Genomic DNA, 16,713 nt, shown 5'->3' with positions numbered 1-16,713 from the left:
GAGGCTTGGATCTGGTTGTCTGTTCACGTTGATTGCCCGGCCAGGCGGTGTGTCGATTGGACGAGTGGAACAGAATCTGAGGTATCGAGCACGACCCCAAGTCGTGTCAACCGCATTCCAGCGTCTGTGATTCGCGCCGCGCCATTGGCTGTCCCACTCGACAACGATAGCGGACGCCCGTCGACGATCTTCGTCACGAAGATGTAGGAGGAAAACTCGACCCCTTCATCATCCCCGCCAGTAATGTGAAGACATGAACCATTGTGCCGCAATGGATGAGGACTACTTGCTCGGTGGTCCGAATGCCACGCCAGGACCTCCTCGATCCCACGCAGATCAGCTCGGATGAAGTCCTCGTAGTCAGTTGCACCGCTGTCGCTTCTAGAGCTGAAGGCAATGTCGTCGGCAAGCAGCGTCCGCAGGACTTCAGGATTCCACTCGTCGTAGTTGAACCACCAGGCGCCGATGAGATCGGCCATGGCCGCCGTCCGCAGAGCATGTTCGTGGAGTTCTGGGGATATCATCGGACTGCCTTTCATCGAGGTGGTGACATCGCAGACCGACTTCAGAGTCCATCGGCTCGGATGTTCGGGTTTGCCCAGACCGGCGGCTCCAGCGGCGGCATGTCCGTCACCCCGTCCAGGCTCTTCACAGCGATCTTTTCGTGCCACGGGAAGTGCAGACTGAACGTAACCAACCCGGTACGTTCAGCGGCAGGCAGACGGCACATCTCATAAACCGTTGCGGCCAAATACTCCACCGGCTCTGTCTCGTAGCCGGCCGGTAGGAGCGCTTCGGCGCCGGGAGTCATGATCGCGGTGGATGGCCCGACAGCGTTCACCGCGATGTTGTCGTCGACCAGCTCAGCAGCCAGGCCCTGCGTGAACCTGTGCTGCGCGGCCTTCGTTGCAGCGTAGATCACGTCACCCGAGGACTTGTTGTAGTCCCGAAACGGCCGGATGGGACTCAAACCCGTCGATGATCCGATGTTCACAATCCATCCTGCACCCTGTTTCCGCAGATAGGGGATCGCAGCCTTCGACAGTAGGAAAGGTATCCGAAGATAGTGGTCCACTGTGCGCTCGAACGTCTCGACCTCCATCTGATCGATGGTCGAATAGTCGGCGAAGCCGGCGTTGTTCACCAGTATGTCGAGCCCTCCGGTGCGATTGACGACCGCGTCGATCAGTCCGTCACGAGCAGCCGGGTCCTCCAGGTCTGCCGCCAACGCAAAGGCCTTTCCCCCGGCGTCCTCGATCAGCGACACAGTCTCTTCGACCGTCCCGGACACAACTACCTGCTGCCCGCCTCGCGTCGACGGAGAGGGTGCCAGGGACCTTGCCGTAACGGCGACAGTCGCACCCTCGGCAGCAAGACGCTGCGCGATCGCACGCCCTATGCCCCGGCTGCTGCCTGTCACCAATGCCGTCTTGCCGGCCAGCGCCTGGCTCATGGATCTCCTGTACGTGTCGTGTGGAATCGGTTCCCAACGCGGAACTGTCTTGTCCACAGACTCGCCGATCGGCCCACTCGACGCACCCCTGAAGTCCGTTCAGCGGGAACCGGAATTGTCACATACCGACCGCAAGTGAGCTACTGGGCTCAGCGCCCAGGGGCGCCTGACCGCAATATGCGCCTCACCGGAATGAGACCCTTGTATGAGCAACCAACCCCGCTTTGCATTCACAAAGATCTTTGTCGATGACCTCGAGGTGGAGTCAGACTTCTATACCGCCGTATTCGACATGACAGTCAAGGCTCGACTGAACCTTGGGGAAGGTGACGACGCGCTTGAGGAAATCATTCTCAGCACTGCCAGGTCAGACGACTCCAATTTTATTCTCTGGCGCTACCTTCGACGCCCGACGCCGCTGCCAGGCGAGGCGACGCTCGGGTTCACCGTAGAAGATGTCGAGGATATCGCTCGCCGGGTAGAGAACGCAGGGGGATCAATTCTTCAGCCACCGAAAACGGTTCCCGAAGCCGGGGTCTCCGTAGCCTTTGTAACCGATCCAGAAAATCATGTCCTCGAGATCGTTCAGCACCTCTGATCGATTGATGTCCGCAATAGCCGACACAGTAAAGTCACAGAAAGGAAGTCCAATGACATCCGTAGCACGACATCCGATGACCCCCACGGTACCGCCTGAGGTCATCAGCGACATCTATTCACCCGACGAGATCGCCGTTCTTTTCGACGTGGTTCGACGAAAAGGACCATGGCGACTCATCGCAGCGCAGCACTTCGCGACCGCGGAGGAGTACCTGGCCGTATCGGGCCCGAAGAATCCCGATCTTAAATCTAAACTCACTCTTTCAGACCTACTGACGCCGACGTTCCGCAGCTATCTGGGTAACTTCGGGATTGCATACGAGGATGAGGTTCACGACCTCTACTTCAGCCGCAAGATGCTGAACATGATCAAGTCGATCCACGGTGCAAAATACGCGACGCCTCAGTCCTTCTTGTTCAATCTCCGCGCTCCTGCTCATAGCTACGACGCCGGGCATTTCGACGGCTCGAGCTGGCGCGGCATCAACTCCAACAACTCGCCGCTCTGGTTGATCAGCATCATGGCGAAATCGGGGCTGTTCGACGAGTGGGAAGTCAAGTCGGGACAGGTCATCGCCTACTACTACAATTCCGACATCGACGGTGGATTCACCTACTGGCCCGAGGGACCGGACCTTCCGCCGAAACGGGTACCCGCTCCATTCTGGAACAACGGTTTTCTCACCAACAACGAAAAGATGTTCCATCGCGGTGAAGCCAGCGGACCACGCGGGCGACGCACCATCCCTGACCTGCAACTGAATTCCTTGATCAGCGGTGAGGGCGACAACGAATGGGTGATCCGCAATGACGGAACCGAGATCGCACGTTATGAGGATGACGAAATGCGATTCTTGTTCCACTACAGCGCACATGTCTTCGACGACCTCGCAGACGTGAAGCGTTACGTCGAACACACCGATGATCTCACCGTCGAAAAGGCGCTGGGAATGATCCTGGACGATCTCAAACGACGCGGCAAGCCGGTTCCGGAGTCGTCCGACCCGATGAATGATTCGGGCTTCATCGCGGCACTGAGTTCCCGGTATGCAATGGCCCCGTCCGAGTACCCCGTCGAGGCACCCCTGGACGTTCCGACCCCTCGTTGATCAAGGGTCTCCTTGAAACAGAGCAGAGCCCCTGCCCGGCAAGTCAATCTTGCCGAGCAGGGGCTCTGCTCTGTTCACCTAGGTCGCGTCCGCTGCTTTCTGAGCTTCTGCCATCTCCTTGGCCCACAACCACTCATGGCCCCAGTAACTGTCCTGCGTGATCTCCTCAGATGTGTAAAAGGCTTCGTCCACCAGCGAACCCTCAGTGCCGTATTCGATATCCCAACCACCGGGCACCCGTACATAAAACGAAATCATCTTGTCATTGGTGTGCCGACCCAACGTCGACGACACCGGGAAATCACGCTTGACTACTTCATCAAGTGCCCTGCCCACCGCATCGAGATCATCGACCTCCACCATCACATGCACCAACCCTGGATCTTTGCCCTCAGGAACCGGCAGCAACGCCAAACTGTGATGACGCTGATTCACTCCCAAGAAGCGAATCCGCTGCACACCGAACTCCGGTGGCATCGGCAACCGCATCGCCCCACGCGGCAAGAAACCAAGAGTCTCCGTATAGAAGCGATACGTCTCATCAAAGTTCGGTGACGGAACCACCACATGACCCAACCCCTGATCACCCGTCACAAACTTCTGTGCATACTTCGTCACCACCGGGCTGTGATCGAGCACTGGCCCATGGAAGAACTCCAACGGCGTCCCGCCGGGGTCATCCATCGCGAAGGCTTCCTCGACCTGCCGCGCATCAGCCTCCTCCTGCGACATCACCTTGAGCACATGGCCGGCCTTCTCGAGCCGGTCACGCAACTGCACCAATGCCAGCTGATCACGGACTTCCCAACCCACAGCCGTCACCCGATCATGCGAACTCGCCTCCACCACAAGCCGAGCCCCACGCTCATCCATCCTCAGATGTAGCGCGCCCCTACCCGAACCAGACCCCTCATTGAAGCCCAATACCTCGAACGCCAACTCCCGCCACCGATCGATGTCGGTCGCCTCCACTCGTACATAACCGAGACCGCGGACCTCACTCATAAACCCTCACTCCTAGGTAGGCTGTGCATTTTCCGTTTATTGCTGCGTCAGATCATGATTCGCAGAGGACCCTGCGGATCGGCGCCCAACGAGCTCAGAGCAGACGCGTGGTACACCGTGTTGGTGACGTGGATCGCGTGGTGAAGGCCTGCATGTGCGTCACGCCAGAACCGCTGGAGGGGGTTGTCCATACGCAGGGCGTTGCCGCCGGACCGATCGAACACTTCATCGGCGGCGCGCACAGCGCGCCATGCTGCCCGCGTCTGATTGCGACGGCCTAGGGCCCGCTGCTCGAAGTCGATTTCTTTACCGGCGTCGACCATGTCATAGATCCGGTCTACATTGCTGAGCACCTGCTGGCGAGCGGCGTCGATTTCCGCCGCGGCCTCCCCCAGTGCGTACAGGGTGTAGGGGTCGTCCTTGATCGCGGTCCCCGTGGCCCCTACCCTTTCCCGCTGATAGGCGATTCCTGCGGCGAGAACCCCCTCGGCGATCCCAATGGTCGCCGAGGTGATTCCGAGGGGAAACATCGTCGACCACGGCATCTTGTAAAGGGTCTCGGTGACACCGTATTCCTTGGCGACCGTTCCCTCGATGACACCGGCGCCGTCCATCACCCGATAGTCCGGGATGAAAGCCTCTTTCACGACGATGTCTTTGCTGCCGGTGCCTCGCAAACCAACGACATCCCAGCTGTCGGCTACGATCTCGTAGTCTGTGCGTGGCAGGATCACGTGCAGGGATTGTGGCGGCATGAAAGGTTTGCCCTCATTGTCGCCTACCATGGCGCCCAAAAATATCCAGTCGCAGTGGTCCGTACCCGAGGAGAACTGCCACCGCCCCGACATGATGTAGCCGCCATCGACTTTGACCGCGACGCCGCCAGGCATATACGGCGACGCCTGCCACGTGTCGGAGTCTGTACCGAGAACCTCGTCCTGCACCTTTGGGTCAGCCATCGCGAGTTGCCACGGATGTACCCCTACAATGCCGCCGACCCATCCCGCCGAGCCATAAATGCTGGCGGTCTTCATCACGGTCTCTGCGAAGTCGCGTGGGTGCGCTTCGAAGCCGTCGTACTTCTTGCGGGCAAGCATGCGAATGATTCCTGCGTGCTTGAGCCCTTTGGCCATCTCATCGGGGAGACGACCGAGTGACTCAGCTTCATCGGCCTGCGCCCTGATTTCGTCAGCGATGGCAACAATGTTGTCTAGGACCTGGTGGCTCATGGTTTTTCCTTAAGTTCGTTCTTGGTGGTCAGCTCGATACCGGAGTGGGAATAGCGCTGCGACCCGCCGCGACGTTTGCATCCACCTCGGCCTGCCAGTTCTTCAACGCTCGCTCGGTGTCGATCTCGAATTCGAAGCGGTTCGTCATGTCGGGGTCGATCTCCTCGACGTCGACATAGAACTGCTCATACCAGCGACGCAGCTGGTAGACGGGACCGTCTTCCTCTGACAACAGCGGGTTGTCGATGCGGGACTTTGTCTTCCAGATCGCCACGTCCTGCTCGAAACCGATCGCGACGCCCGATGCGACGGCCATCGCCATTGCGTTGGCCTCCTCGTCCGACATTCCTTCCGGCTTCTTCACGATTGCGCCGTACTGCAGCTTGAACGAGTTGTTCGAGATCGGGTAATGGCAATTGATCAGCATGACGTTGGGTTCAGCGTCGTGTGGCACGCCGACCCAGAGTCTGTCGATCATGTATGACGGGCCGAAATATGATGCGTCAGATTGCCCTTCGTAGTCGTAGTTTGAACCCAAACTCGCATCGACTGCGTCGGCCCGCGGCCTCGACCTCATCACCTGAGTCGCTACATGCCCCTCGAACACATTCTTGAAGAACGTCGGCATGCCGTAATGCACGTAGAAGAAGTGCGCCATGTCAACGATGTTGTCGACGATCTCGCGACAATGTGACCCTTCGACCTCGAGGCTGTTCCAGACCCAATCTGTCCAACCCTCCTCTCCGTACCCTTCCACCGCCGGAATAGTGATGTCCGCCGGCGGTTTACGATTCTGAGGATCGTTCCAGACATAGAGCTGTCCGTTGCGCTCGAGCGTTGTCCACGACTTCGTGCGCGCCAACGGCGGAACCCGGCGAGCGTAAGGAATGTCCGCGCACTTGCCGTTGCCACCCCAACGCCAGTCATGGAACGGGCATGCAATGGTGTTGCCCTTGACAGTTCCGTCTGCGAGGTTGCCACCCATGTGGGGACAAAATGCGTTGAGGACGTTCAGCTTTCCGTCTTCCCCGGCAAATACGACGAGCTCCGTCCCGAACGCCGAAATCTGATGCGGTACACCGTCATTGAAGTCGCGAGCAAGACCCAGGCAATGCCACCCCCTGGCGAAACGGGTCGGCGGAGCGCCGGTATCGATCACACGGACCTCGTCGACCGCGTCGTTTGTTGTTGTCATGCTGTCCTCCTAGTCGTTTCTGCTAGACCGACCCAGGGGCTGTGACAGGAGTCGGCTGCGCTGTGGCCAGTGTCTCAATCGGTCACGATCAGTGTGATCAGCGTCTCCCGCACAATGGGAGATCAGTTTCGAGTTGGCGCGCTCAGTATTCGATCGCAATCGTGCCGCTGACCGGCTCGGCCTGGCACGCCAGAATGTAGCCGCCCTCGAGATCCTCCGGTTCCAGGACCTCATTGCGGACCAGTCGAACCTCCCCGTCGGTCAGCCTGCACACGCACGCGCTGCAAGCACCCTCCCGACACGAGAAGGGAGCATCGACATCCGCGTCGAGGAGGGCGTCGAGTAGTCGCTTGTTTCGTGCCCACGGCACAGTCCTGACTTCACCGTCGAGTGTCACCTCCACAGTGCCATCGGGCCCTCGGACAAGACCGTCCTCCGCACCCGATGGCACACCGTCTCCCACGCCCGGGGGCACTGTGAAAGGGTCGGTGGACAACGAAATGAACTGCTCCGCCATGACACGGGCGCTCTCGATCCCCAGAGCCGAACAGACCTCTTTGGTCAGCGACATGAGTGGCACCGGCCCGCAGACGTACACCATGCGGTCCGCGACCGGACCCACCAGAGCCGACAGGACAGGAGCTGTGAGGTACCCCTGGACCGATTCCAGGATGTGAACGACCGTCAGACGGGAAGCGAATCGTTCCGCGAGCGCTCGCAATTCGTCTGCGAAGATGACCGAACGCTCGTCGCGATTGGCGTAGATCAACAGCACGTTGCCGTGACCGCCGAACAATATCGACTTCGCGATCGAAATCACCGGGGTGATTCCGCTACCGCCCGCGACCATGACCACCGATCGGTCGAGCTCACGGGCCTTGAACGTGCCGGCGGGGGGAAGCACCTCGAGCTCATCCCCGATGGACAGCCGCTCGCACAACCAATTGGATCCGTGACCGTCCGCGACCCGCTTGACGGTGAACTTCATCGTTGCATCGGCGTGGGGCGAACTCGACAGCGAATAGCACCTCGCACTGCCACGTCCTGAGTCCGGTATCCGCACAGTCAAGAACTGACCGGCGGTGTAGCCGAAGTCCTCCGCGTGATCAGGGTGCGGTTCCACCATGATCGACCGCGCGTCATGGGTCTCCTCCACCACATCGATCACACGTACTCTTCGCGCGCCGGCCGCAAGGATCGCGCTCATGACACTGCCCGACGTGCCCGACGGCCGCATGGTCTCTGCTGAAGCATCTCCGAGCCCGGCACCAGCTGTGGATTCAATGTCACGCCCTTCACAATCAGCCATGGAACAACGAGATCGAAGACTAGGCGCCGGGCGATCGACCGGCGACAACGTCTCTCGCTGATCGGGAGATCGGTTCGTGCGGATCGTCCGCTCCGTGGGAGCACTGGTCGTCCCTCGACCCAGATCCGCCTACCGTGCATTTGACGCTCGACGACGCCAGGGAGGATTCAATGCAGTTCAGCCGTACCCAGGACTCGATGCAGGTCAGCCGTACCCAGGACTCGATCCGCGCGGCCGAGGACCGATCCGAAGCTTGTGACCAGCGGCAATCGCTTCCTTCGCTTCCCAGCGGTAACATCGGTGCGACAGTGACTGCCATCACAGCTTCCAGGGCTGGTCACTCTGTCCAGGGAGGTTCTGTGAGCACCGCAGGTATACCGGATGCGCCGATTTCGGTTGTCGAACGGATCTCACTCATTCTCGAGACCTTCAACGGGACCGGACCACTCACTCTCGTCGAGGTGACACGGCGAACTGGCCTACCGCGATCGTCGGTGCACCGGCTTCTGGACCAGCTCACGTCCACCGGATGGCTGGCCCGTGAGGAGCAGACGTACGAGCTCGGCGTGAAGGCTTATGAGATCGGTCGGTCGGCCTTCAACCAGAACCGGCTATTGCAGCAGGCAACTCCCGTCATGCGGCGGCTAGCCCATACGGTTGGCTTGACGGTGCACTTGGGAGTGGTCGACCACGGTGACGTCATCTACATGGCCAGCGTCCACGGGCACCGCTCACCTTCGGCCGCGACGGCAATCGGTTCGCGCGTCCCGGCCCATCTCACCGCCCTCGGCAAAGCCATCATCGCCAATTACTCGGAGGAGCGCCTCTCCGACATCTACTCAGCACCGCTGCAGCGCGCCACCGCACACAGCGTCGGGTCACGTCGGCAACTCGATGCCGACCTTGCAGGCGTCCGCCAGCATGGCGTTGCCTTTGATCACCAAGAGCTTGCCATCGGGATCAGCTGCGTCGGCGTAGCACTCGGCCCACCGGATCACTATTACGGCAACCGCGCAGCGATCTCAGTGTTCGGCCCTTCCAATAACATCGAGCTCTCGAAGCTTGCCGGACCAGTGCGGGTCGCCGCAGCCGAGATCTGGGACCGATGTGTGGCATCCCACCTGCCAACCCACCAGTTCGAGAATTGGCGTCCGCCATCGCACGGCTTTCAAACGGCCTGACCCGCTCCATTGCTTTCCATTGGTTTCCGCGGCCTGCGCAGGCCGCTCGCTCACTCCTACGTAAAAGGGCCCCATGAAGTCTTATGTTCCGTCATGGCACGACGACGAAGTAACAGCCTTGTCCGAGCTCGCAGTCGGCTTCTTCGAACGTGAAGTGGTAGCCGATAACGCCAAATGGGACGAACAACATCACATCGACCGCAAGGTTTGGCTCGAGGCGGGGCGTCTCGGGTTGCTCCTGTGCTCGATCCCCGAGGAGTACGGCGGCGGGGGTGGAACCTTCGCCCATGATCTCGCCGTATTCGAAGCCCAGGGCTACTCAGGCGATTTGGCACTCGGTATCGCTGTACACAGCGGGATCGTCGCGCACTATTTGTCCGCGTACGGAACCGAGGAACAGAAGCGTCGATGGCTGCCCGGCATGGCCTCAGGCGAGATCCTTGCCGCGATCGGTATGACCGAGCCCGGCGCAGGATCGGATCTCAAAGCCATCAGGACAACGGCCATCAAAGGTGACAACCACTACGTCGTCAATGGCTCGAAGACCTTCATCACCAACGGCTCGTCGGCGGATATGATCCTGCTCGCCGTCAAGACGGACCCGCGTGCGGGCGCGCGAGGTGTTTCACTACTGATCGTCGATCTACGGGACAGCGAAGGCTTTTCGGTGGGACGGGTCCTCGACAAGGTGGGTCAACACGGGGCAGACACCTCCGAGCTGTCCTTTGCTGACGTGGTCGTACCCGCCGAGAACCTCCTGGGCCAACCCGGACAGGGTTTCGGCCAGATGATGACCCAGCTCGTCCAAGAGCGGTTGATCATCGGCGCGCAGGCGGCCGGCGCCATGAAGCGAGCCGTCGAAGAGACCGTCGCCTACACGAAGACGCGAAAAGCTTTCGGCCACAGCCTTTTCGAGTTCCAGAACACGGCTTTCGAACTCGCCGAGTGTCAGACGATCGCCCGCACCTGTGAGATCTTCCTCGACCACTGCATCCAATCACACCTACGCGGAGAGCTCGATCCCGCAGAGGCCGCAATGGTCAAGTACTGGCTCACCGACAAGCAATGCGAAGTGGTCGACCGCCTGGTGCAACTCCACGGTGGCTATGGATACATGCGCGAGTATCTGATAGCTCGGATGTACGAGGACGCACGGGTTCAACGCATCTATGCCGGTGCCAACGAAGTCATGAAGAGCATCATTGCCAGAGCTCTATGACGCCGGCACGCTACGTGCGGAGTGGCCGGACGGGCGAAACTCTGACCCTCAGCCACGTCGGCGCGGATCAGGGCTTCTCCGCCCGGCCTAGACGGCCGCGGAATCTCCACCCATGTAGGCACTCTCGATACGCGACGGATCTGCTTTCAGCGTTGCTGCCGATTCCTTCACCACGATTTTGCCGTGAACCAAGACAGCAGCCTGATCCGCGATCTCCAGCGCAAGGTGTACATGCTGCTCGACCAGGACGACAGCCATGTCGTTCTCCCTCGCGAGCTTTCTCAGTACAACCAGGATCTCATCGACGATCACCGGCGCAAGCCCCATGCTCAGCTCATCGATCAACAAGACCTTCGGCCGCTGCAGGATTGCCCTACCGATCGCCAACATCTGCTGTTCTCCGCCTGACAATCGTCCGGCGTCAATTTTGAGTCGCTTCTCCAGGGACGGAAAGTAGTCGACGACTTCTTCGATCGCACTTGCCCGTCGAGATCGCTCACGAACCGCGAGTCGCAGATTCTGCGTGACAGTCAGTTGTCGAAAGAGCGCGCGGTCATCCGCCACGAGGACCATCCCGGACCTGACCGCATCTCGCGGTCGGCCGCTGCGAACCTCATGTCCGTCCACGGTGACGTCGCCGGCAAACCTGGGTAGCAAACCCGCCAGTGCCATCAGCAGAGTGGTCTTGCCTGCACCATTCGGCCCGAGCAAGCAGGTGATCTCTCCGCGCTCAACAGTCAGGTCGACGTCTCGAACGCACGGTCGCGCTTTGACGTAGCCCGTAGCAAAGTTCCGGCATTCCAACACGCTCACGGCATGACCTCCTGCGGGTCTTGTTTCGGGATGTGCAACTCCGGGATGGCTGCCGGGTCGATGTCGATGTCCTCGGCCGTCGGGACCCCGAGGTACGCGCGAATCACGTTGTCATCTGTCCTGATCAGTTCGGGTGGACCGCTGGCGATGACCTCGCCCAGATCGAGCACGATTATCCGGTCGCAAATTGACAGCACGAGCTCCATGTCATGGTCGACCAACAAGATGGAGGTGCCCGCGTCACAGGCATCACGGAGTCGGCCACCCAACCAGCGGCTCTCGGTGCTGTCGAGTCCGGCTGCCGGCTCATCGAGCAGTGCAACGACCGGGTCCGCCGCCAGAACACGCGCCACCGAAACAAGTTGGCGCCGTCCCTGTGACAACGTTGCGACCTCCGTATCGGCCGCCTCGCTCAGCCCGACCATCGCCAAAACCCGGCGAACGCGTTTCGAGATGTCGTCCTTCGATCGTGAGCGTGATGCACCCACGGTCACGTTCTCGGTAACCGATAGATCGTCGTACAGTTCGACGTCCTGGAAACTGCGTCCCAGACCTGCTCGACTACGTTTGTGCGGCGCTGCGGTAGACAGTTCGCCACCGTTCAACGTGACCGACCCTGTCGCGGGCGCAAACCCGGTGATGGCGTCGATGACAGTTGTTTTTCCAGCCCCGTTCGGCCCGATCAGTCCTACGATTTCGCCAGGAAAAATCTCGAATGACACATCTTTCGCAGCTTGGACAGCTCCGTATTTCACCCCTACCCCTCGCACCACCAGAAGGGGGTCGTCTGTTGACTGGCGGATGGTGGTGGCACCAACTCCTGGAGCGGGCATCTCGTCCGTGTCCGTCGTAGGGCGGAGGAAACGCAGTTTGGGCCAAGGAATCCGTGGGAGAGTACTTGCTATGCCGTCGGGGTTGGCCATCACCGTGACGATCAGCAAAATACCGCTGATCACTGCGTAGTAGTCACCGATGTGAAGGAATCTGTCGATGAGTAGGTAGAGCAGGCCACCGGGTGCCATGATCCCAGCAAGGACCGCGCCCGTGATCGAGGTGATCCCCGCGATGTACATGACTGCGAACAGCGAGATCCCAAGGAATACCGCATAAGGCTCGGGAGTGGCAAGTGTCTGTTGGTAGCCGAGCAACGCCCCGGCGAGACCGGCTATGAAGGCGCCGATCGCAAAGGCGGTCAGCTTGGTCTGTGGAACGTTGATGCCCGCTGCGGCAGCGGAACGTTCGTTGGCGCGGAGCGCGAGCATGTCGGTACCAAGACTGCTTCGCCGCAGCCACGCCACACACAAACCGACGACGGCGAGAACGGCCAAACACATAATGGCAAAAGCCATTCGGGGATAGTCCTCCCCGGCGCCAATCCCGAGATCGAAGCCGAACAAACGTGGGGTTTCGATCGGTGCCCCGTTCACACCACCGTTCAGGGAAGGATTCCGGAACCAGAACGCCTCCAAGAACACCGCAAGCGCAAGCGTTACCACCGTGAGTGGAAGGCCACGCACGCGGAGCGCCGGCAACCCGACGAGCACACCTATGACAGTGGCGAACAGGGCAGCGATGATCGGCGCATACGGGAACGGAATCCCGAGATGAACGTTCAGGACGCTTACCGCGTATGCTCCGACCCCAGCGAGCGTGAGCTGCGCCAATGAGACCTGGCCGGCATACCCCGTGACCACGACTTGGGACAGTGCGAGTACCGCCAAGATGACACTCGTGACAATCGCGGCCCGATAGCTCCCCGATGTGACGAGAAGTGCGACAACAGCGACGGCGATAGCGAGAACCGTGGGGATCAAGATGTGTTCAGGTCGGGGCGCCCTCCCCAGCGCTTGGCGCACGATGGTTCCGCGGTCTGGCAGTGGCCGTCCCTTCACCACAAGGAATCCCAGGATCAAGATCAGCGGAATTGCCTCCGACATACCCGTTTTGGGAAGCCAATCGTAGGTTCCCTGGAGATTGATCGTTTCGGACTGCAGTGAGCCGATCGCGAGACCCGCAACGACGGTGAGCCAGATCGAGGAGAAGTTCCCAACCAGTGTCGCCGCCAGGGCCGGGACGATGAACAGCGCGTACGCGACCGGATTGAGCGCAACCAGCGGGGCAATGAGAATACCGCTGAGGCCCGCGACGACGGATGACAACGCCCAGTTGCTGAAGGCGATCTTGTCTGGGGACAACCCTGTCAGGTATGCGCCCTTCTCGGACTCCGCAGCAGCCTCCGTGGCCACCCCGAATCGCGAGAATCGGAACATGAGAGTCGCCGCGATAGCAATGACCACGATCGCGGCCGCGAGCCAGATTCGGTCCGTCGGTGCGGTACTGGAGCCGATGCTGATGGTCTCGAGATCAAAGATCGGTTCGACCGGGACGATGCTGGTCCCGGCACGTTGAGCGATGAGGGCTTGCAGGACGATCATCAGGCCGATAGAAGCAACTGCTTTGGCCACCACCGATGCGTTGCGCATCGGCCGAAAGATCAGAGCGTAGAAAAGCACTCCCAGAACTGCAGAGATCGCCAGGGAGATTGCCATCGCGGGGAACACCCCAAGCGGCTGACCTAGGTCAACCGTCTTGGGGAGCCCCGGGATGGGGATCATCAGCTCACCCGTCCGCAGCAATGCGTAGGTGTAGGCGGCATAGAGAGCAACAGCGCCCGTGGCGAAGTTGACCACACCCGAACTCTTGAATGTCAGAACAAGAGCGAGGCCGATTGCCGCGTAGACAGCGCCATTGCCCAGGCCGAGGACGAGATAAGCGAGATGATCAGTCATGATGTTTCCTTCTGCTCTTCCTGGTCAGCCTTTGCGACTATCCGGCCAACTGGAGATCTCGCGGAATCCCTTGATCGTCGACCACACCGTAGAGCAACTGCGTAGAGCAGATCGAGGGCATCATGGGGAAAGCAGATCCGTTGCAGCTGAAAGTTATTCCTCCACCGGCCGGCATTTCAACCTTGTCGGTGGCCTGCATCGCTTGCTTCACTGCCGCTGCATTGACGTCACCGGTGACGCTTGCGGTCGCATTGACCATAGCCATCAGAACCTGGTAGCCCGAGGAACCCGCGCCCGTGAGCGACAGGTCAGGAGCATACTGACCCATGACCGACCGGTAGAGAACCGAGTCCGGGCGGTCCGAGAACACGTCGGTGGCCGTGATTCCCATGTTGCCTTCGACGGCCTGTACCCCGACGACGTCCAGAACGTTCTTGTCCAGACACACGGTGTTCAGAACCTTGTTGATGTCCGGCTCTGTGGTCTGGACCGCCTTCATCACCGACGTGCACAGCGCTGCGTCAGCGATGATGCTGATGCCGTCTGGATTGTCGGCCAAGCCTGACGCGACCAGGGGTGTGGGGTCGGGCACGCCGAGCGCTATCGCGACCACGTTGAGATCGATGCCGAAACCTTCGAAGATCGGTTTACCGAGCTGCTCGATGATTCCGGCAGTGCCGCCGCCATCACTTGCGAAGATCGTCATCGACTTCATACCTTCTGCTTTGGCCGCCGTGGCGGTTGCAGTCATGGTTCCGGGGAGCCCCGATGCCAATGCGAAGGAGTCAGGCGACGCGACGTCGAGCTGGGAGACACCATTCAATGTGATGTAGGGGATTCCGGCGCCGCCGACGATCGGAACAATGGCCGTTCCCTGTGAGGTTCCGGCCGTCAAGACGGCTGCGACCTTCTGTTCCACCATCTGGTTGGCGCATGCGGTCGCCGAGGTCGGCTCTTCTGCCTGCTTGCACACCACCAGGTCGATCGAGTGACCGCCCGCGAAGCCGCCGCCATTGTTATTGACGTATTCGACAGCCGCCTCGGCGCCCTGTCGCCATTCAGGGATCGAGACAACACCGCCGCCTTCGGTAGAAATGAAGCCGATCTTGACCGGCGAACCGGTAGCTGCGTTGCCCGGCAGGGATGTCGTAGGGCTTGTGGCCGCGCCGCCCCCGTCCTCGTCGCTGTTACTGCACGCCGTCGCTCCCAGCGTTGCGGCCAGCAGCACCGCACTGACACCTGCGAGGGTTCGCCGAGCGCGAACCATACTGCCGAGTTTCATTTCATGACTCCTTCGCGAGAACAGCGAGGGCGACGTCGGATGGGTTACCCGACACATTGAGCCGCTCGCGTGACCGGCATCACTTGTGGATGCCGGCGGTTGATTATGGGCGGACGATCACACCGGTGCGTTATAGAGGTTCCCGTCCAATGGGAGAACACCGTGAGCTTTCTTCGACGAACTGTTGGGCGGTGGCCTACTGGCCCCTCATCCGGCCGGAGACCCCACCAGGGAGCGACCGAATTGAGTTCTCACACAATAGAAAGAACCCGGGTGCGTAGCACCCGGGTTCAGCCCACCGCCTGTCGAGCCGCCAGCTATTCAGCTCGTGCTGTCGAGCTCCGTCGTCGCCAACTAGGCGGTAGAGGTCACCACATCGGCGGGCGACCAGATCGCCCGCATTGTCGTGATTTGCGACTGGTCATCGAATGTCATCACATCGATGGGTTCGACAACAATCGTTGTGTTCTCGATGACCGTCGTCACTCGAAAGTGAAACGCCGCCGTATCGGCAGCCACTCGTAGCGTCAGCAACTCGATGGTGCGCTCTCCACCTCGAACGGAATCGTAAAACGCCGTGATGGCATCGGTGCCCACATGCGCCGCGGTACCCACCGGATCCTCGACGCGAGCCCCCGGTGCATACAACGCGGCAATCTCTGCGCCGGTCCCCATTGGGGCCGTCGCCAAGTACTTGTAGATGACTTTCATGATTGATTCTGAGCTCGCCATATCGCTCACGCCTCCGGTCCGCCGGGCAGCCCGACGTGATAGTGCCCGGCGGTCCACCCACCGTCGACCGCGATCTCGGAGCCACTCACGTAGCTCGCGTCATCGCTGGCCATGAAGGCAGTGACTCGGGCTACTTCGATCGGTTCACCGATGCGGCGCAACGGGACTCGACCGTACGGAGCATTCAACGCCTCACCGGTGTCTCCGGTTGGATTGCCCATCGGAGTGTTCACACCACCCGGGTGCACGGAGACCACCCGAATGACCGGTCCGAGTTCCAGCGCTTGTGCTTTCGTTAGCCCACGGACCGCCCACTTACTTGCAACGTAGGGGCTCATGCCGTTGGTACCTCGGAAGCCGTCGAGCGACGAGATGTTGACGACCACGCCCGCGCCCGCCTTCTTCATGGCCGGCGCCACAGTCTTCACACCCAACATCGAGCCAAGGACGTTGATCGAGAACAGGCGCATGACCTTTTCTGCCTCGATATCTTCCACACCGACGAAGTACTGGATACCCGCATTGTTGACCAAAACGTTGACCGTTCCGTGCAACTCAAGAACGTGCGAAAGCACGCTCTGCCAGTCCGACTCGTCACTGACGTCGAGTCGACAGAACGAAGCCGCTTCACCTAGTTCGGCTGCAAGTGCCTTACCCGGTTCCTCCGCGAGGTCCGCAATGACGACTTTCGCCCCTTCTTCTACCATCACCCGGGCCGTGGCCGCGCCCATACCCTGAGCGCCACCGGTAATGATCGCAATCTTTCCCTCTAGCCTGCCCACTTCGTGCTCCTTCAT

The 16,713-nt window shown here is 60.4% G+C and carries 15 protein-coding genes; 4 read left to right on the top strand and 11 right to left on the bottom strand.

Going from position 1 to position 16,713, the window contains the following annotated elements; genetic code table 11:
- Positions 1-23: 23 nt before the first annotated feature.
- Positions 24-479 (bottom strand): hypothetical protein, encoded by a 456-nt coding sequence (locus DFR67_RS21395; RefSeq protein WP_245938072.1) that lies wholly within the window; start codon positions 477-479, stop codon positions 24-26.
- 86 nt (positions 480-565) lie between these two features.
- Positions 566-1,453, bottom strand: coding sequence for an SDR family NAD(P)-dependent oxidoreductase (locus DFR67_RS21390; protein ID WP_110471503.1), 888 nt, complete (start codon positions 1,451-1,453; stop codon positions 566-568).
- 205 nt (positions 1,454-1,658) lie between these two features.
- Between DFR67_RS21390 and DFR67_RS21385 the strand changes: the two genes are divergently transcribed.
- Complete coding sequence (locus DFR67_RS21385) at positions 1,659-2,051, top strand: VOC family protein (protein ID WP_110471502.1); 393 nt, start codon at positions 1,659-1,661, stop codon at positions 2,049-2,051.
- A gap of 52 nt (positions 2,052-2,103) precedes the next feature.
- Entirely contained in the window at positions 2,104-3,162 is a 1,059-nt protein-coding gene (locus DFR67_RS21380; RefSeq protein ID WP_170135259.1) for a hypothetical protein, read from the top strand.
- Positions 3,163-3,240: 78 nt separating this feature from the next.
- On the opposite strand, the gene DFR67_RS21375 is transcribed toward DFR67_RS21380, so the two are convergent.
- The 4 genes from DFR67_RS21375 to DFR67_RS21360 form a co-directional block, all read right to left on the bottom strand.
- Positions 3,241-4,167: a VOC family protein gene (locus DFR67_RS21375; protein ID WP_084836731.1), complete on the bottom strand. Its 927-nt coding sequence runs from the start codon at positions 4,165-4,167 to the stop codon at positions 3,241-3,243.
- Positions 4,168-4,214: 47 nt separating this feature from the next.
- Positions 4,215-5,396: an acyl-CoA dehydrogenase family protein gene (locus DFR67_RS21370; protein WP_110471500.1), complete on the bottom strand. Its 1,182-nt coding sequence runs from the start codon at positions 5,394-5,396 to the stop codon at positions 4,215-4,217.
- A gap of 28 nt (positions 5,397-5,424) precedes the next feature.
- Positions 5,425-6,591: a 3-ketosteroid-9-alpha-monooxygenase, oxygenase component gene (locus DFR67_RS21365; RefSeq protein WP_110471499.1), complete on the bottom strand. Its 1,167-nt coding sequence runs from the start codon at positions 6,589-6,591 to the stop codon at positions 5,425-5,427.
- 142 nt (positions 6,592-6,733) lie between these two features.
- Positions 6,734-7,798: a ferredoxin--NADP reductase gene (locus DFR67_RS21360; protein WP_110471565.1), complete on the bottom strand. Its 1,065-nt coding sequence runs from the start codon at positions 7,796-7,798 to the stop codon at positions 6,734-6,736.
- Between the two features lie 461 nt (positions 7,799-8,259).
- Here DFR67_RS21360 and DFR67_RS21355 point away from each other — a divergent pair, with 461 nt between their 5' ends.
- Positions 8,260-9,081, top strand: a complete 822-nt coding sequence (locus DFR67_RS21355) for an IclR family transcriptional regulator (RefSeq protein WP_245938071.1) — start codon at positions 8,260-8,262, stop codon at positions 9,079-9,081.
- Between the two features lie 73 nt (positions 9,082-9,154).
- Positions 9,155-10,300: an acyl-CoA dehydrogenase family protein gene (locus DFR67_RS21350; RefSeq protein WP_110471498.1), complete on the top strand. Its 1,146-nt coding sequence runs from the start codon at positions 9,155-9,157 to the stop codon at positions 10,298-10,300.
- Positions 10,301-10,387: 87 nt separating this feature from the next.
- Here DFR67_RS21350 and DFR67_RS21345 read toward each other — a convergent pair whose 3' ends face one another.
- The 5 genes from DFR67_RS21345 to DFR67_RS21325 form a co-directional block, all read right to left on the bottom strand.
- Positions 10,388-11,113, bottom strand: a complete 726-nt coding sequence (locus DFR67_RS21345) for an ABC transporter ATP-binding protein (RefSeq protein WP_084836726.1) — start codon at positions 11,111-11,113, stop codon at positions 10,388-10,390.
- Complete coding sequence (locus DFR67_RS21340) at positions 11,110-13,902, bottom strand: branched-chain amino acid ABC transporter permease/ATP-binding protein (protein ID WP_110471497.1); 2,793 nt, start codon at positions 13,900-13,902, stop codon at positions 11,110-11,112. Before DFR67_RS21340 ends, DFR67_RS21345 begins: the two co-directional genes overlap by 4 nt.
- 37 nt (positions 13,903-13,939) lie before the next feature.
- Positions 13,940-15,184: an ABC transporter substrate-binding protein gene (locus DFR67_RS21335; protein ID WP_084836724.1), complete on the bottom strand. Its 1,245-nt coding sequence runs from the start codon at positions 15,182-15,184 to the stop codon at positions 13,940-13,942.
- Positions 15,185-15,538: 354 nt separating this feature from the next.
- A complete protein-coding gene (locus tag DFR67_RS21330) occupies positions 15,539-15,895 on the bottom strand; it encodes a nuclear transport factor 2 family protein (protein ID WP_245938070.1) in 357 nt (118 codons plus the stop codon).
- A gap of 26 nt (positions 15,896-15,921) precedes the next feature.
- Positions 15,922-16,698, bottom strand: coding sequence for an SDR family NAD(P)-dependent oxidoreductase (locus tag DFR67_RS21325; protein ID WP_110471562.1), 777 nt, complete (start codon positions 16,696-16,698; stop codon positions 15,922-15,924).
- Positions 16,699-16,713: the final 15 nt, after the last annotated feature.

The sequence above is a fragment of the Williamsia limnetica genome, assembly GCF_003217475.1.
Classification (GTDB): domain Bacteria; phylum Actinomycetota; class Actinomycetes; order Mycobacteriales; family Mycobacteriaceae; genus Williamsia; species Williamsia limnetica.
The sequence above is the reverse complement of the archived record's forward strand: the minus strand, read 5'-3'. Positions and strand labels throughout refer to the sequence as shown.

Excerpts from the sequence above, each read along its gene's own strand:
- DFR67_RS21360 (WP_110471565.1), bottom strand. The coding sequence starts at position 7,798 with ATGAGCGCGATCCTTGCGGCCGGCGCGCGAAGAGTACGTGTGATCGAT.
- DFR67_RS21365 (WP_110471499.1), bottom strand. The coding sequence starts at position 6,591 with ATGACAACAACAAACGACGCGGTCGACGAGGTCCGTGTGATCGATACC.
- DFR67_RS21375 (WP_084836731.1), bottom strand. The coding sequence starts at position 4,167 with ATGAGTGAGGTCCGCGGTCTCGGTTATGTACGAGTGGAGGCGACCGAC.
- DFR67_RS21370 (WP_110471500.1), bottom strand. The coding sequence starts at position 5,396 with ATGAGCCACCAGGTCCTAGACAACATTGTTGCCATCGCTGACGAAATC.
- DFR67_RS21340 (WP_110471497.1), bottom strand. The coding sequence starts at position 13,902 with ATGACTGATCATCTCGCTTATCTCGTCCTCGGCCTGGGCAATGGCGCT.
- DFR67_RS21350 (WP_110471498.1), top strand. The coding sequence starts at position 9,155 with ATGAAGTCTTATGTTCCGTCATGGCACGACGACGAAGTAACAGCCTTG.
- DFR67_RS21395 (WP_245938072.1), bottom strand. The coding sequence starts at position 479 with ATGGCCGATCTCATCGGCGCCTGGTGGTTCAACTACGACGAGTGGAAT.
- DFR67_RS21380 (WP_170135259.1), top strand. The coding sequence starts at position 2,104 with ATGACATCCGTAGCACGACATCCGATGACCCCCACGGTACCGCCTGAG.
- DFR67_RS21335 (WP_084836724.1), bottom strand. The coding sequence starts at position 15,184 with ATGAAACTCGGCAGTATGGTTCGCGCTCGGCGAACCCTCGCAGGTGTC.
- DFR67_RS21330 (WP_245938070.1), bottom strand. The coding sequence starts at position 15,895 with ATGAAAGTCATCTACAAGTACTTGGCGACGGCCCCAATGGGGACCGGC.
- DFR67_RS21385 (WP_110471502.1), top strand. The coding sequence starts at position 1,659 with ATGAGCAACCAACCCCGCTTTGCATTCACAAAGATCTTTGTCGATGAC.
- DFR67_RS21390 (WP_110471503.1), bottom strand. The coding sequence starts at position 1,453 with ATGAGCCAGGCGCTGGCCGGCAAGACGGCATTGGTGACAGGCAGCAGC.